General features: G+C 29.5%; 22 protein-coding genes. 7 read left to right on the top strand and 15 right to left on the bottom strand.

All coding sequences use genetic code 11. The features are described from left to right. The first annotated feature begins 4 nt into the window (after window positions 1–4). The 6 genes from ACQY6M_RS14760 (at window position 5) to ACQY6M_RS14735 (ending at window position 5,344) form a co-directional block, all read left to right on the top strand. A complete protein-coding gene (locus ACQY6M_RS14760) occupies window positions 5–1,183 on the top strand; it encodes an alanine racemase (RefSeq protein ID WP_428743447.1) in 1,179 nt (392 codons plus the stop codon). Window positions 1,184–1,192: 9 nt separating this feature from the next. Then, window positions 1,193–1,864 carry a helix-turn-helix transcriptional regulator gene (locus ACQY6M_RS14755; RefSeq protein WP_428743448.1) on the top strand — a complete coding sequence of 224 codons (672 nt, stop codon included), beginning with the start codon at window positions 1,193–1,195 and terminating at the stop codon, window positions 1,862–1,864. Between the two features lie 82 nt (window positions 1,865–1,946). Further along, window positions 1,947–2,492 carry a hypothetical protein gene (locus tag ACQY6M_RS14750; RefSeq protein WP_428743449.1) on the top strand — a complete coding sequence of 182 codons (546 nt, stop codon included), beginning with the start codon at window positions 1,947–1,949 and terminating at the stop codon, window positions 2,490–2,492. 74 nt (window positions 2,493–2,566) lie between these two features. Continuing rightward, a complete protein-coding gene (locus ACQY6M_RS14745) occupies window positions 2,567–3,001 on the top strand; it encodes a YHS domain-containing (seleno)protein (RefSeq protein WP_428743450.1) in 435 nt (144 codons plus the stop codon). Window positions 3,002–3,108: 107 nt separating this feature from the next. Then, the gene (locus tag ACQY6M_RS14740) at window positions 3,109–4,755 is read left to right on the top strand and encodes a glycerol-3-phosphate dehydrogenase/oxidase (protein ID WP_428743451.1); all 1,647 of its coding nucleotides are present in this window, start codon (window positions 3,109–3,111) and stop codon (window positions 4,753–4,755) included. A gap of 91 nt (window positions 4,756–4,846) precedes the next feature. After that, a complete protein-coding gene (locus tag ACQY6M_RS14735) occupies window positions 4,847–5,344 on the top strand; it encodes a hypothetical protein (RefSeq protein ID WP_428743452.1) in 498 nt (165 codons plus the stop codon). 278 nt (window positions 5,345–5,622) lie between these two features. On the opposite strand, the gene ACQY6M_RS14730 is transcribed toward ACQY6M_RS14735, so the two are convergent. The 14 genes from ACQY6M_RS14730 to ACQY6M_RS14665 all read right to left on the bottom strand — a co-directional run bounded on the left by ACQY6M_RS14730 (window position 5,623) and on the right by ACQY6M_RS14665 (window position 14,169). After that, window positions 5,623–6,027 (bottom strand): hypothetical protein, encoded by a 405-nt coding sequence (locus ACQY6M_RS14730; protein WP_428743453.1) that lies wholly within the window; start codon window positions 6,025–6,027, stop codon window positions 5,623–5,625. Continuing rightward, window positions 5,981–6,130, bottom strand: a complete 150-nt coding sequence (locus ACQY6M_RS14725) for a hypothetical protein (protein ID WP_428743454.1) — start codon at window positions 6,128–6,130, stop codon at window positions 5,981–5,983. Before ACQY6M_RS14725 ends, ACQY6M_RS14730 begins: the two co-directional genes overlap by 47 nt. A gap of 71 nt (window positions 6,131–6,201) precedes the next feature. Then, the gene (locus ACQY6M_RS14720) at window positions 6,202–6,627 is read right to left on the bottom strand and encodes a hypothetical protein (protein ID WP_428743455.1); all 426 of its coding nucleotides are present in this window, start codon (window positions 6,625–6,627) and stop codon (window positions 6,202–6,204) included. Continuing rightward, window positions 6,581–6,730, bottom strand: a complete 150-nt coding sequence (locus ACQY6M_RS14715; protein ID WP_428743456.1) for a hypothetical protein — start codon at window positions 6,728–6,730, stop codon at window positions 6,581–6,583. The genes ACQY6M_RS14720 and ACQY6M_RS14715 overlap by 47 nt, the downstream gene beginning before the upstream one ends. A 79-nt stretch (window positions 6,731–6,809) precedes the next feature. Beyond that, a complete protein-coding gene (locus ACQY6M_RS14710; RefSeq protein ID WP_428743457.1) occupies window positions 6,810–7,220 on the bottom strand; it encodes a hypothetical protein in 411 nt (136 codons plus the stop codon). A gap of 331 nt (window positions 7,221–7,551) precedes the next feature. Continuing rightward, window positions 7,552–7,803, bottom strand: coding sequence for a hypothetical protein (locus tag ACQY6M_RS14705; RefSeq protein ID WP_428743458.1), 252 nt, complete (start codon window positions 7,801–7,803; stop codon window positions 7,552–7,554). Window positions 7,804–7,815: 12 nt separating this feature from the next. Further along, the gene (locus tag ACQY6M_RS14700) at window positions 7,816–8,379 is read right to left on the bottom strand and encodes a hypothetical protein (protein ID WP_428743459.1); all 564 of its coding nucleotides are present in this window, start codon (window positions 8,377–8,379) and stop codon (window positions 7,816–7,818) included. After that, window positions 8,333–8,482, bottom strand: a complete 150-nt coding sequence (locus ACQY6M_RS14695) for a hypothetical protein (protein ID WP_428743460.1) — start codon at window positions 8,480–8,482, stop codon at window positions 8,333–8,335. The genes ACQY6M_RS14700 and ACQY6M_RS14695 overlap by 47 nt, the downstream gene beginning before the upstream one ends. A gap of 82 nt (window positions 8,483–8,564) precedes the next feature. Then, complete coding sequence (locus ACQY6M_RS14690; protein WP_428743461.1) at window positions 8,565–8,945, bottom strand: hypothetical protein; 381 nt, start codon at window positions 8,943–8,945, stop codon at window positions 8,565–8,567. Window positions 8,946–8,966: 21 nt separating this feature from the next. Beyond that, window positions 8,967–9,485: a hypothetical protein gene (locus ACQY6M_RS14685; protein WP_428743462.1), complete on the bottom strand. Its 519-nt coding sequence runs from the start codon at window positions 9,483–9,485 to the stop codon at window positions 8,967–8,969. Beyond that, window positions 9,442–10,863, bottom strand: coding sequence for a hypothetical protein (locus ACQY6M_RS14680; RefSeq protein WP_428743463.1), 1,422 nt, complete (start codon window positions 10,861–10,863; stop codon window positions 9,442–9,444). The genes ACQY6M_RS14685 and ACQY6M_RS14680 overlap by 44 nt, the downstream gene beginning before the upstream one ends. Window positions 10,864–11,012: 149 nt before the next feature. Beyond that, on the bottom strand, window positions 11,013–12,281 hold the full coding sequence (locus ACQY6M_RS14675) for an MFS transporter (RefSeq protein WP_428743464.1): 1,269 nt from the start codon (window positions 12,279–12,281) through the stop codon (window positions 11,013–11,015). Between the two features lie 3 nt (window positions 12,282–12,284). After that, complete coding sequence (locus ACQY6M_RS14670; RefSeq protein ID WP_428743465.1) at window positions 12,285–12,944, bottom strand: hypothetical protein; 660 nt, start codon at window positions 12,942–12,944, stop codon at window positions 12,285–12,287. Window positions 12,945–13,173: 229 nt separating this feature from the next. Then, complete coding sequence (locus tag ACQY6M_RS14665) at window positions 13,174–14,169, bottom strand: NAD(P)H-dependent glycerol-3-phosphate dehydrogenase (protein WP_428743466.1); 996 nt, start codon at window positions 14,167–14,169, stop codon at window positions 13,174–13,176. Between the two features lie 96 nt (window positions 14,170–14,265). Between ACQY6M_RS14665 and dut the strand changes: the two genes are divergently transcribed. Next, a complete protein-coding gene (gene dut, locus ACQY6M_RS14660) occupies window positions 14,266–14,697 on the top strand; it encodes a dUTP diphosphatase (RefSeq protein ID WP_428743467.1) in 432 nt (143 codons plus the stop codon). On the opposite strand, the gene ACQY6M_RS14655 is transcribed toward dut, so the two are convergent. Beyond that, complete coding sequence (locus ACQY6M_RS14655; RefSeq protein WP_428743468.1) at window positions 14,694–15,251, bottom strand: GNAT family N-acetyltransferase; 558 nt, start codon at window positions 15,249–15,251, stop codon at window positions 14,694–14,696. The two genes, dut and ACQY6M_RS14655, sit on opposite strands and share 4 nt — an antisense overlap. Window positions 15,252–15,339 lie beyond the last annotated feature (88 nt).

Raw genomic sequence — 15,339 nt, 5'->3', positions numbered from 1 at the left:
TTGTATGGATGTTTATTTTAAAACACTAAATAACGAACTAAAAAACTACCAACGAGCCATTCCTTGTTTGTTGGTAGATTTAGATATTTTAGATGAAAATATTGCAGAAGTACTTTCTAATTTTAGAAAGGATTCTTCGCTCAGAGTTGTAGTAAAATCATTGCCTGCTGTTCAATTGATTGAATACATCTTACAAAAAACCAACTCAAACAAATTGATGGTTTTTCATCAACCTTTTCTAAGTGATTTAACCTCTCAATTAGATAACAAAGCAGATGTTTTATTAGGGAAACCCATGCCAATAAAAACTGCGGAATATTTTTATAATAACTTACCTCAACAACGTAACGGATTTAATCCATACACCCAAATTCAATGGTTGGTAGATACTGAAAAACGAATTGAAGAATACATCAGTTTAGCTAAACAACTCAATCAAAAATTACGATTGAATATTGAAATTGATGTGGGATTACACCGCGGTGGATTTTCTTCATTAAAAAGTTTAACAAAAGGGCTATCGCTTATTGAAAACAATCAAAAGTTTGTTGAATTTTCTGGATTTATGGGCTATGATCCACATGTAGTAAAACTTCCAACAATTATTCGTTCTCAAAAAAAAGCATTGCAATTAGCGAATCACTTTTATCAACAATGTAAAACCTTAGTTAAAAATGATTTTCCTGGGTTATGGAACGATAATTTAACCTTTAACGGAGCAGGAAGTCCTACTTTAAATTTACACAAAACATCCTCCTCTCCTATTAACGATATTGCTATTGGTTCATGTTTTGTAAAACCAACAACGTTCGATATACCTTCGTTAAGAAATTATAAACCAGCAACATTTATAGCGACACCAGTTTTAAAAACTTTTTCTAATACAATACTTCCTGGTTTAGAAAAACTAAAACAATTTTTCACTAAAAAATCAGCCTTTATTTATGGCGGTTTTTGGAAAGCAGATTATTACTATCCTAAAGGAATAAAACAAAATAATTTGTTCGGTGATTCAACTAATCAAACAATGATTAATATTCCTAAAAATATATCTTTACAAGTAGATGATTTTATCTTCTTAAGGCCTCATCAAAGTGAATTTGTTTTTTTACAATTTGGAGAAATTTTGCCCATTAGAAATGGTAAAATCCAACAACCTTATACATTATTACAGCAATATTAAAAGTACTTTATGAATAGAGTAGATAGATTAATGAATATAATGTTGAGTATTCAGTCTAAAAAATATGTAACCGCTGATTTTTTGGCCGAAAAATTTAATTTAAGTGTACGTACTATTTATAGAGATTTAAAAGCCTTAAGTGAAATAGGTATTCCTATTTATTTCGAAAAGGATAAAGGATATACGTTAGTACAAGGTTACTTTTTACCTCCTTTACATTTTACTACCGAAGAAGCAAATGCTCTTATTTTATTGCAATCATTAGCTAATAAATTTACCGATAAAACTATCATTAAAAACTCTGAATCAGCATTAAAAAAAATCCAAGCAGTATTAAAATATCAAGACTGGGAAAAAACTGCTTCATTTTCATCTAAAGTAGAGGTTTATTCTCCTTACAGAAAGGATAGTGACAACTTATCTAAGATTCAAAATGCAATAACAGATAAACTTATAATTTCTATTACCTACTCAGACGCAAAAGGAAATACCACTGAAAGAAAAATAGAACCTATTGGCATTATTTTTTATACTGAACAATGGCATGTTATTGCTTGGTGTTGGTTACGCGAAAATTATAGAGATTTTAAAGTTGATAAAATTCTTAGTTTAAGAGTTATTAATCAACATTTTAAAAAAGAACATACATATACCATTCAAGATTACATGAAAATATTTTAAAATTCTTGTTTTTTCACTGACATAATGTTGTCATTGACTGCTATTATTTTTGATTCATTAACATTAAAAAACATAAAGAATAATGATTGAAAATGTAAATTTAGTAGTACCTGAATTACAGGTTGATGAGAATAACGAGTTAATTATAACCCCTTCTCCTACTTCTTCAAAAGATGATTTTGATTTTTTTCAAGGAAAGTTTAAACTCAAAAATTTAAAACTTAAAACTCTTTTTGATAATTGTAATGAATGGATAGAGTTTGAGTCTACCCAAGAAATGTATAAAGTACTACACGGTTTAGGAAATATAGATAATTTTATTGCTATTAGGAATGGAGAACCTTTTGAAGGAATGACTGTTAGATTATTCAATCCAAAAACCAAATTATGGAGTATGTATTGGGCAGATTCTAGCAGAGCAACATTTGATCCTCCAGTAGTGGGTTCTTTCGAAAATAACATTGGTTATTTTTATACCAAAGATGTTATCAATAACCAAAACGTTATCGTTATATTTAAATGGGACATAACTGATAAAAAAAATCCTATTTGGAGTCAAGCTTTCTCTAATGATAATGGGAAAACTTGGGAGTGGAACTGGTTTATGTATATGACCAAAATTGAGTAAAAAACTTACAGCTCGTAATAAGACAAGCTGTAAGTTTTTTATTTACTACCGACTACTCCAAAAACCATATACTTATGAAGAACATTTTTATTCTTTTACTCTTACTAACATCATCAGTAGTTTTAGCTCAAAAATCAGATTACAACACTAAAAAAGGATATGTAGCCGATGGGTATGATGTAGTATCTTATTTCAATAACACAGTAGAAAAAGGGAAAAATGAGTTTTCTACCACTTATGATGGAGTAAAATTTAAATTTTCTTCAGAAAAAAACTTAGCGCTGTTTAAAGAAAACCCTACAAAATATGTTCCACAATATGGTGGTTACTGTGCTTATGCCATGGGTAAAAAAGGAGAGAAAGTCAATATAGATCCAGAAACTTATGAAATAAGAGAAGGTAAATTGTATTTATTCTATAACTCTTGGGGTACCAATACATTTAACCTATGGTTAAAAGAAGGACCTGAAAAACTTAAAAAGAAAGCTGATATAAATTGGGGAAAATGAATCAGTAATTGATTCTATAGTAAGAAAAAAGAGCTAGCATTTTCGGCTCTTTTTTTTATGTGTTTTCATTTCTTTTTATTCTTACTTTTGATAGCTAAAAAACATCTATGAACAATTTTTCTTTTTTTAACCGACCAAATATTCAGCAAGAATTACAAAATACAGAATTCGATATTCTAATAATTGGTGGTGGTATTACTGGTGCTGGTATTGCTTTAGATGCAGCTTCTCGCGGAATGAAAGTAGCCTTGATAGAAAAAAACGACTTTGCTTCTGGTACCTCAAGTAAATCAACCAAATTAATCCACGGAGGTTTACGTTATTTAAAACAATTTGATTTTTGGCTGGTAAAAGAAGTAGGTACTGAGCGTGCTATTGTTCATAAGTTAGCGCCGCATTTAGTAATTCCTGAAAAGATGATTTTACCTTTAATTGAAGGAGGTACTTACGGTTCTTGGTTAACTTCAATTGGGTTAAAAGTTTACGATGTGTTGGCTTCTGTTGAAGGAGATGACAAACGTAAAATGCTTGATAAAAAAGAAGCTTTAGAAAAGGAACCTTTATTACCTGAAAGCATCTTAAACGGTGCAGGTTTTTATGCTGAATACCGTACTGATGACGCTCGTTTAACCATTGAAGTTTTAAAAACAGCAAGTCAATACGATGCACAAATATTGAACTATACAAATGCTGATGAATTCATCTACGAAAACAAACGTGTTGTAGGCGCTAAAGTAACCGATGTTTTTACCAATGAAAGCTACAATATCAGATCTAAATATGTAGTAAATGCTGCTGGACCTTGGGTAGATGAATTACGTCAAATTAACAATTCAAAAATTGGAAAACGTTTGCATTTGACCAAAGGAGTGCATTTGGTTGTTCCTTATGAAAAATTACCTGTAAAACAATCGGTGTATTTTGATATTCCTGATGGTCGCATGATGTTTGCTATCCCTCGTGGAAAAGTAACTTATTTTGGAACTACCGACACCAATTACCAACAAGATAAAGATTCTGTAGAAACCTCTATGGTAGATGCTCTTTACTTAATTGAAGCTGTTAATAACATGTTTCCAGATATTCATTTAACTATTAATGATATTCAATCTTCATGGGCAGGATTACGTCCGTTAATTCACGAAGAAGGAAAATCGGCTTCAGAATTATCTAGAAAAGATGAAATTTTTGTTTCAGATACAAAGTTAATATCCATTGCTGGAGGTAAATTAACTGGATATCGAAAAATGGCAGAACGTATTGTAGACATAGTAGCTAAAAAAATGAAACGACGTTTTGAAGTAGATTTTGACCTAATTCAAACTGAAGAAATCGTATTAGCTGGAGGTCCTTTTCAAAATTACAAATCAGTTAAGCTATACATTAATCAGGTATTCAAACGTATAAAACCGTACGGTTTTTCTGAAAAAGATGCTAGCTATTTGGTTCACAACTACGGTAAACAAACTGAGCTTATTTTAGATAAGTTTGATGAGTTAACTGAAGATAATTTTGAGCAACGTTTGTTACAAGCAGAAATATGGTTTACTATAAAACATGAAATGGCTTGTACACCAACCGACTTTTTTATGAGACGAACAGGTCGTTTATTTTTTGACAAACCTAGTGTAGATGCTTATAAAGACTTTGTTGTACAAGAATTTGCATTACGCTTTAATTGGGATAAAAAAACAACTTTACATCATCAACAAGAGCTTGAGAAAAAAATAAATTTAACAGTAAATTTTAACTAGATATTAGCTATAAAATTATTCTAGTATTATATATTTGGCACTCTTAAAAATTAGCTGCAAAAAGGTTAGTATAATTAATTTTTAAAGTGGAATGAAGCAAGTAGTAGTATTAGTATTTTTATTAACCAGTTTTATAGTAAAAAGTCAAACGGTTAATACCCTATCAAACTCTGAAATTGATAACAGTAAAATTAATAATGTGACGTTAAGTGACGTTAAAAAAACCTTAGGTAAACAACCCAAAGTAGAGTCTTTGTTAGGAGCTTCTACTTCTTTTGAAGATAATGGTTTTTATTATTATTATAAATTCAACGGATTAAAGCTCGATTTTTCTACCGCTGGAAAAAGTAAGCCTTATATAGAATCTTTTGTAGTGCTTACTAACGAAGTAAACTTTACCATTAAAGGTATTACCATTACTGTAGGAGATCCTATAAGTAAATTAGGTACTGTTAATTTTAGTAAAGGTAGAAATGGTGATAAAAGCATTTTATTTGCTGAATGCGAAAGCTGTGATGTTTTTATCAATATAGAATTTGATCAAGCGACAAACATCATTACCAAAATTAATTATTTTGATATGTCGTAATCAATGTTAGAAAGTTATCATAAAAAAGCCCAGAGACTATGTTTCTGGGCTTTTTTTCTTACTTAAGAAATAGACAGTACCTTTTCACATTTTATTTCCAAGTAATAATTCTATTACTATTGTATTACTTAAAGCTTTGTACGCATCAGACGACTCCAATCCTCCCAAAGACATAGCTGTATAATAACTTATATCTTGTTGGTGATTATCGTAAGCGGAATAAAAAAAATAGGATTATAAAAAAAGGAGTGAAAAACCCACTCCTTCTTTCTTTATGTTTAATCAGCTATTGGTGTAGGGTCATCTTTTAAATAAGCATTGATAACTATAGAGTCTCCTTTTTTTACAATCAAGTCTTTTATTATCACACTAATTTTCCCTAGTGCCGCTATTTCTATACTGTGCTTACCAGTAGTTGGTCTAAAAAAACTCGTTTCACCAAAATAAAGATTATTTATTATTATAAGAGGACTAGGTATTGTATCATAAGGGAATCCTTTATCTAAAACATTTATTTTAATAGATCTACGATTAGATTTAAATTTATTTACAGTATAATTAGAAAATTTATTTATGAAATTTTCTCTTGAACTACTACATCCAAATACTAATAAACATATAAATATATATATCAATTTATTCACACTTAGTACTTTTCGCATCGCTTTTTGCATATCTTTCATTATTAATTATTTTTTGAATTTGTTCTTGTTCATCTTCTGTTAATGCTTGATAGGTTTCCGAACTTTCCAAACCTCCCCAACACATAGCTGTATAATAGTCCATATTTTATTAATGGTTGCCGTAAACTGATAAAAAAATACCCGAAAGTTAACTTTCGGGCATTGTAAGCTTCTTTAGTATACAGGACGGTTGTCTTCTTTTAAATAAGCATTAATCACTATAGAGTCTCCTCTTTTTATATAAAACTCTTTTACTTTAACTGTATGCCTTGATAAAAGAAATACTTCTACATCAAATTTATTGTTTGGAGAAACTCTCACACTTAGTGTTTTTTTTTTCTTATCAAGATTTATATCATAATAAATACTATTTATTGTTACACTAGGACTTAAATCATTTTTATATTCATAATCATAGGCTTTAACATTAATACTTGAAAAACCACTTTTAGAAGTATACTTTTCAAAAGTGTATGTATCATCCACAACATCGGGTCTTTTTGTTACTTTACATGAAACCATAAACATTAAAAAAGTTACAATTAAAAGTGTTTTAATTACATTTGGTGCTTTTGGCATCGCTTTCTGCATATCTTTCATTATTAATTATTTTTTGAATTTGTTCTTGTTCATCTTCTGTTAATGCTTGATAGGTTTCTGAACTTTCCAAACCTCCCCAACACATAGCTATATAATAGTCCATAGGTTGTTGATGATTGTCGTAAGCGGAATAAAAAGAATAGATTTAAAAAAGGAGTGAAAAGTCACTCCTTTTTTTGTGCTTAATCAACTATTGGTCTTATATCTTCTTTTAAATAAGCGTTAATAACTATTGAATCTCCTTTGTTTATTTTTAAGCTTTCAATCTTAAGAGATAGAAGACCAGGAGAAAAAACTTTAATTTTATATTTATTATCAGGAATCGTTTTTATTACTATAGGAAGTATCTTTTCATCTTGATATTCACTCGGAAAGTAAATGCCATTAACCGTTGCAGCAGCTAAAACTTTTGTTTTACTCTTATCATCATAAAATGTATTTATAACAATACTTGAAAATCCACTTTTTGATCTAAACTTTTTTTGATGGTATAAATGAGAAGACTCATCATTATTTTTAACGGTAGCACATCCATTTATAAATAAATAAGTAAATAAAACTATGACATTTAGTACTTTCTGCATATCTTTCATTATTAATAATTTTTTGAATTTGTTCTTGTTCATCTTCATGTTAATGCTTGATAGGTTTCCGAACTTTCCAAACCTCCCCAACACATCGAAGTATAATACTCCATGGGTTGTTGATGGTTGTCGTAAACTGATAAAAAATACCCTAAAGTTAACTTTCAGGTATTTTCATTTTTTTAATGTACAGGGCGGTTGTCTTCTTTTAGATAAGCATTAATCACTATTGAATCGCCTTGGTTTAACACAAAGTCTTTTAAATCTATAGAATACCTCGAAGGAAAGAAAAACCTAACTTTAAATTTATTTTTAGGACTAGCAATAATATGTAAAGGAACTATTTTTTTTCCTCATTAAAATTTAAATCATAGTAAATATTATTTATTGTTAAACCTGCATTTAAATCATTTTTATATTCATAATCATAGGCTTTGACATTAATGCTTGAAAAACCACTTTTGGAAACAAATCTTTTAAAGGTATAAGTACCTTCGGTTATGTTAACTCTTTCAGTTACTTTACATGAAGCATAAAGAATTAAAAAGGCTAGAATCATAACTGTTTTATTTACATTTAGTGCTTTTCGCATCTTTAACATCTCTTAGATTAGTATTAACTTATCATAAAAAGTATATATAATCTCCCATTTACCTTTTCTCTTTTGCATTATGAAAACAGGAGTTTCAAATTTACTTTGTTTACTAAAAATAGCTAAATCATCAATAATCAAGGGCAAACTAATTAAGTATTCTTTTTTGTTAGTTAATTTTAAATTTTCACTTAAAATTCTATTCTTATCAATTTTGATTTTCTTTGAAGACAAAATTAATGTATGAAACTCTTCACGAACTTTCTTATTTAATAGAACCTTTAATGTATCTTCAGAAATATATGACGGAATACCTCTAGATTCAATTATTGAGTCTATATTTTTTGAATTAAAATATCGAGCAATCTTTGTATCTATAAAAAAATTTTTATGTAGGTAAATATTATCTTTAATATCCTTAGTAAAAAAGGTGTTTATTATTTTATACTCTTCTTTGTATAATTCTTGTGGAATTCTACTTCTATTAGTAGAACCACAAGAAGAAAAAATTAATATAATTAGAGTAAAATTAATTACACTTAATACTTTTCGCATCGCTTTCTGCATATCTTTCATTATTAATTATTTTTTGAATTTGTTCTTGTTCATCTTCTGTTAATGCTTGATAGGTTTCCGAACTTTCCAAACCTCCCCAACACATAGCTGTATAATACTTCATACTTTATGGTGGTTGCTGTACGTTGATAAAAAAATAGAATTATAAAAAAAGGAGTGAAAACCCACTCCTTCTTTCTTTATGTTTAATCAACTATTGGTGTAGGATCATCTTTTAAATAAGCGTTAATTACTATAGAGTCTCCTTTTTTGACAACTAAGTCTTTTATTTCTATAGATATTTTACCGATATGAGAAATTCGTATACCATAGTTGGAGTCTTCTACATTAAATGTTTTAATCCCTTCATTATGAAAATATAATTTATTAATTTTTATAATTGGAGTAAGAGCACCGTACGAAATTTCATTATCATATGCATTTATGGTAATCCAACTATCAGAAGACTTAAATTTTTTTATTGAATAATTACCTTGCGTAACTTTAACCCTACTATTAGCACATCCTGTAATAAATAAATAAGTAAGTAAATAAATAAAACTATGGACATTTAGTACTTTTTGCATCACTTTTCGCATATCTTTTATTTACTCTATCCAAACTAAACTTGAACAAATAATTTTCCATGTTGAATTCTCTTTTTTTAACAACATAAAACTCCCCCCATATCTTTGAGTTGAATAATAGATTGCCATAGTATTATTTCTAAACAAAATAGGCATAGAAATAAATGAGGTTTCAAAACCTTTCTTTTTTTTCGTTATTTTTTCCTTTATACTTAACGGTAGCCTATAGAGATTTACAATCTCTAGCTTTTGATTTTTTAAAAAAGATATTTCTTTTGGTTCTATGGTGTCATTTTCACAAAATTGAAATTCCATATCATTTGTAATATAATCTTCTATTGGTTTATTTAAGTCTTTAATTATGGTTTTATAATACGTATTGTATTTAGATGACTTTAAAACTTCATTTAGGACATCAATTTGGTTTTCATCAATTAATAATCTCTTAGAAGAACATGATATTGTTATAAAACAAATAAATAAATAAATAAAACTGTTAGCATTTAGTACTTTTTGCATCGCTTTTGGCATATCTTTCATTGTTAATAATTTTTTGTATGGCTGTTTTTTCTGTGCTACTTAATGCTTTATAGGCGTCTGAACTTTCCAATCCTCCCCAAGATAGTGCAGTATAATAACTCATATCTTGTTGGTGATTATCATAGGCAGATAACGAATACGCCAAAGCTTCTACAAACTGACTCATAAAATTGTGTTGCGACAAATTGGGGTCATTTTTGTATTTTGTATAATAAATTTTTATTGATTGTTCAAAGGTCTTACTTCTGTCATATTTATCTAAGTAAAGATTAATATAAGCATGTAAACTTTCATGTATTAAGGTTTTAGCAATAGAAAGTTGCGTAGCCTCTTTTACCAAATCGGTATCTAAGGTAATACTTTCTATTCCGTTGGTTTGGGCATTTAAAGGAAAACCTTGCGAGTTTGTACCTAACTGTGCTATATCAATTACTAGGTCGTGATTTGTACATTCACCAAATAAATCCAATACCATTTGCGAGAGGTGGGTTTTACCCTTTAAATCGGGTACCAAGGCTCCATAGGTGTCTTTTTCTTGTAAAGCCTTTATAATAGCACTTACACAAGGGTTTCTTGTATTGTCTATTATTTCTTCAGGATGATTATCTAAGCCCATTGAAGGACCATGAGGCTCATCATAATGGGAATGGAGAACTGGTGTAGTATCTCCTCCTTCCCCACCGCTATATTCCTCTTCTATATACACATATTCAACTGAAGTTGACTCGTATACACTTAACATATATACAAAATTTCCATCTCCTCCTCCTTTATACCAATCTACATAATAATCGGTAACAACAAGCACATATCTCCCCATGTAAGGGGTTTTAGAGGCATAATTATTGTGTATTTGTAGTTTGTTATTTACTTCACTAATAAGTTTTCCTTTTTTATAGGCTTCTATTTTACTAGTTTCACCTAAAAGATTATAATAGTGTAAAGTTCCTGTAAAGTCAGAAATATTTAAAATTGAAACATTTTTTATTTCTTTTTGAGAATTAGAAATAAATTTTAAAACTTCGAAACTAACATTATCTCCTGTATTATACTTTGCCAATAATTTGTATTTGTAAAAATAATCTTGCCCTTTATTTAATGATTCATTTTTACCAACAAGTGAAGTATTAAACTCATAAGTAATAGCATTGTTTTGCTCTTCATTAACTATAATATAATCATCCCAGTTAATTTTTAAATTATTTTTTACAAATGAATTTTTAAAATTATCTAAAGTAAATTGCTCTTTAATATTAGAGTTCTGTTCATTGTTAATTGCTAAATTTTCATTTTCACAGTTCCATAACAATAAAGAAAAACCAAATAATAATATTCCAACCTTTAAGAGATTAGTTATTTTACTTCTTTTATTTTTCATAGCATACATAATTTTAAATTAGTAATAAAAATTGCTACTAAAAATAGTCAAAATAAAAAGAAAGTAAGTGAGGTTAATCCGTATTTATAGTAAGGGTAAACCTTACTTTTAATCTGATTTATAATACTTTAAATAAAGTAAAACCCTATCTAAGCTGCTTTTTCGTGTTCTTCTAAATCTTTTGTCAAGTCTAATTTTCTTAAGGTTGGATTGATAATTCCAGTTGTTAGCACAGTAATTAATGTCATAGTTCCACCAAAAACGACAGCAGTTACTGTTCCCATTAACTTTGCTGTTACTCCACTTTCAAAAGCACCCAATTCATTTGAAGATCCTACAAACATTGAGTTTACCGAAGCTACTCTACCACGCATATGGTCGGGTGTTTTTAATTGTAAAATAGTTTGACGAATAACCATCGAAACACCATCGGTAACACCACTAAAAAACAAAGCAACAATAGAAATCCAAAATACAGAAGATAATCCGAAAATGATAATACATACACCAAAGCCAAAAATGGCTCCTAAAAGCTTTATTCCTGCATTCTTACTGATAGGTATATAAGCTGTTATTAACATTGTTAAAAAGGCTCCTATGGCGGGTGCAGCGCGTAAAGCACCAAAACCTTCTGGACCTACTTTTAAAATATCTTGTGCATAAACTGGTAACAGTGCAACTGCACCTCCAAATAATACTGAAATCATATCCAAAGTAATGGCTCCTAAAATAGCTTTGGTTTTATACACAAAACGAACCCCTTCCTTTAAACTCTTCATTACAGGTTCACCTATCTTAGGGTTTAGAATAGGTTTCTTTTTAATTAAAAACACCGTGAAAAATGATACGGAAACCAATCCAAAAACAATACATAACGACCAGTGCACACCAATCCAAGAAATGGTTAATCCAGCAAAGGCTGGCCCTAATACCGAAGCTATTTGCCATGTAGAACTACTCCATGTAGCGGCATTTGGATATAATTTTTTAGGTACAATTAATGCTATTAGTGAAAAAATAGTAGGCCCAAAAAACGAGCGTAAAAATCCACCAAAAAACACCAAGGCATAAATAGCATACAGCACTTTAATTTTATCCCATCCTTCAACAAAACTCGGTAGGGTTAAAAAGAATAAACCAAAACTAATAAGTGAAAATAATCCTATACACAACGCAAGTAAATTTCGTTTTTCTTTTTGATCAACAATATGACCTGCAAATAATGCCATAGATACAGCTGGAATAACTTCCATCAATCCTATAATTCCTAATGAAAGTGGATTTTTAGTAAGACTGTATACTTGCCATTCGATAATGATAAATTGCATTGACCAAGCAAATACCAATGCAAAACGTACTAAAAGGAAAATGTTAAACTCTTTAATCCTAAGTGAAGCGTACGGATCTTTTTTTTCCATATATTAATTTAATTTCAAATCCATTAAAATGGCAAAGGTTTCATTTACATCTCTTTCTTTTACTACAATAGTCATTTCGTGAGTAGTAGAAATAACTTCTTGTACCGCAATATTTGCCCAAGCAAATTGCTTTAATATAAAGTAATAAACCCCTGATTGATCTAAATTTTCTTTCGGAAGCTTAATTGTAATTGACGCTAGATCGTTTACATTGTTAATTAACGTTTCCTTTTTGAAAATTTCTTCAACATACGGTTGTAAATTTTTACTAGTTACAATATTGGTTTCAAAAATTCCTTGCGAAACGGTTAAAAAGTAATCATTACTATCGGCCGATTTACTTAAAATTTTAGCAATTTCTTTGAGTAATGAGGTAGTATTTTTAAAAGTAAAGTCGCATAAATCTGATCGAACAATTACATCACCTAAATTTAAAGCAAGTCGTTTAATATTTTTACGAACTCTCAATTCATTTGCTGGAGATAATCTATTAATCGCCATCATTACTGCACCAACTTTTATTTCCTTTTTTAAAAGTTTAGAAACTTCCGGTAAAATTTCTCTTGCTAATGAGGATACGTTAATTAGTTTTTCGTTCAAAGCCTCCTCTATAAAGGGAGTTTTCCTGATGGTAATTTCAACAGCTTCTTGAATTGTTTTCATATTTTGTTTAATTTTAAACTAAAAGTAACAAAAATACAATTAATAGTAAAATTAAACGTTATTTTTATCTAGTAAGATTTTTTATTAAAATCTTTGCAAATCAGAATTTTAAACTAACTTTGTTATATATGTAATTCATTACAAAACCTATACACAACTCAATTATAGAAGCGATTGATGGGGCTTCTTAATTCATTTTAAGAAGGATTATTTGTACAAATGCAAGCAACTAATCTAATCTATTTGTTAACTTTAAAAACTCATCTTTCGCTTCTTTTTTGTCGTATAATACATTATACACAGCGTTAATAATTGGAGTTTTTGCACCATTTTTTTGATTGATTTCGTAGGCACTTTTAGCAGCATAATACCCTTCTGCAACCATACTCATTTCTAACATAGCAGATTTTACTGTATAGCCCTTACCTATCATATTTCCAAACATTCTGTTTCTACTAAAAACTGAATACCCTGTAACTAATAAATCACCTAAATACGCTGAGTTGTTAATGTTACGTTTCATTTTATGAACCTTTTTAATAAAACGTTTCATTTCACGAATACCGTTACTCATCAATACAGCTTGAAAATTATCTCCATAACCTAAACCATGCGCTATACCTGCTGCTATTGCATAAATATTTTTTAGCATGGCGGCATATTCAGTACCTATAATATCGTCGGAAATTTTTGTTTTAATATAACGTCCTTCAATCGATTTACTCAGTTCTTTGGCTATTTCTTGATCTTGGCAAGCTAATGTTAAATAAGATAAACGCTCCATTGCTACTTCTTCAGCATGGCAAGGACCCGTAATTACTCCAATATTATCATAAGGAATATCGTATATATCATGAAAATGCTCGCCTACAATTAATCCCGATTCAGGAACGATTCCCTTAATTGCAGAAAAAACAACTTTGTTTGTTAAAGAAGCTGTTAGTTTTTCTAACTCTTTGTTTAAAAATGCTGAAGGGATTGCAAAAATTAACACGTCGTAATTTTCAACAATGTAATTCATATCATCCGACAAATCGAGTTGTTCTGGATGCAGTTCTGCTGAACTTAAATAATTAGGATTGTGTTTATTACGTTTTATATGTTCAATAGCATACACACTACGCATATACCATCCTATAGTTTCTAAATTTTCAGATAACATTTTAACAATAGCAGTCGCCCAACTTCCCCCTCCTAACACAGCTATTTTAGTTTGATTGCTCATAAGTAATATTTGTTTGTAGTGACAAAATTAAGAAATCTATATTCTTCTTTTAAACCTTAAGCTTATTATATTTGGAAGTTGAAAAATTTGAAACATATGAACGTACAAATCATAAACAAATCTAAACACCAAACTCCTGCTTATGAAACTGATGGTTCTGCTGGAATGGATTTACGTGCCAATTTAAACGAGCCTGTGATTTTAAAACCTTTAGAAAGAGCTATCATTAAAACAGGATTATTTATTGCTCTTCCTGTTGGATACGAAGCACAAGTACGTCCTCGTAGTGGACTTGCAGCCAAAAAAGGAATTACCGTGTTAAATTCTCCTGGTACTGTTGATGCTGACTATCGCGGAGATATTGGGGTAATTTTAGTGAACCTATCTAACGAAGATTTTATAGTGAATGATGGTGAACGTATTGCGCAATTAGTTATTGCTAAACACGAACGCATACAATGGCAAGAAGTTGAACTATTAGACGAAACTGCACGCGGTGCTGGTGGATTTGGAAGTACAGGAGTTTAACTAAGTATTTTATATACCTGACTCATTTTCCTCATTTCTTCAAACAATAATTCAAAATCTAAAAAACAATGTGAATGGTATTGGTACCCTACTTTTTTGTAAAATTCAAAAGCTTGAGGTTTTTCATCCATAGTATCTAACCATATCAATTCATATTGTTTTTTTATTGCTTCTTCTTCTAACCAAGTTAACAATTGTTTACCAACTCCTTTTCCTTGGGTCTTTTCGTGTAAATAAATTCGATGAAGCTTTACCATTTTTTGGTTGTCAAATCCTGATAACTTTTTACCCCATAAAATTCTAAAAATTCCCACTTTTTCTCCATTATAAAGAATAAAGTAGTAGTTCGTATTATCTTCTGATAATTCTTTTTCTAAATTATTTTTTGAAAATTGAGTTTGTACATACCAACTACCTTCATCTTTCCAAAAATGCTTGTAGGCGGCTTTATAAACTTCGTCCATTAAGGTTAAAAGAGTTTTGGAATCTTCTAATTGTACCTCTTCTAATTGTATACTTTCAGTTACAGTAATTACTTTTTTACTTAAAATCAACCTATAATATTTTTCTAATTCAAACACATAATTAGTAATAGTTTTTAAAAATTAAAACAAATATTTACCTCCTTCTATAAATTTCTTC

Origin of the sequence: Tenacibaculum sp. (assembly GCF_050290165.1) — a bacterium.
Lineage (GTDB): Bacteria > Bacteroidota > Bacteroidia > Flavobacteriales > Flavobacteriaceae > Polaribacter.
This window is presented reverse-complemented; position numbering and strand designations above follow the sequence as displayed.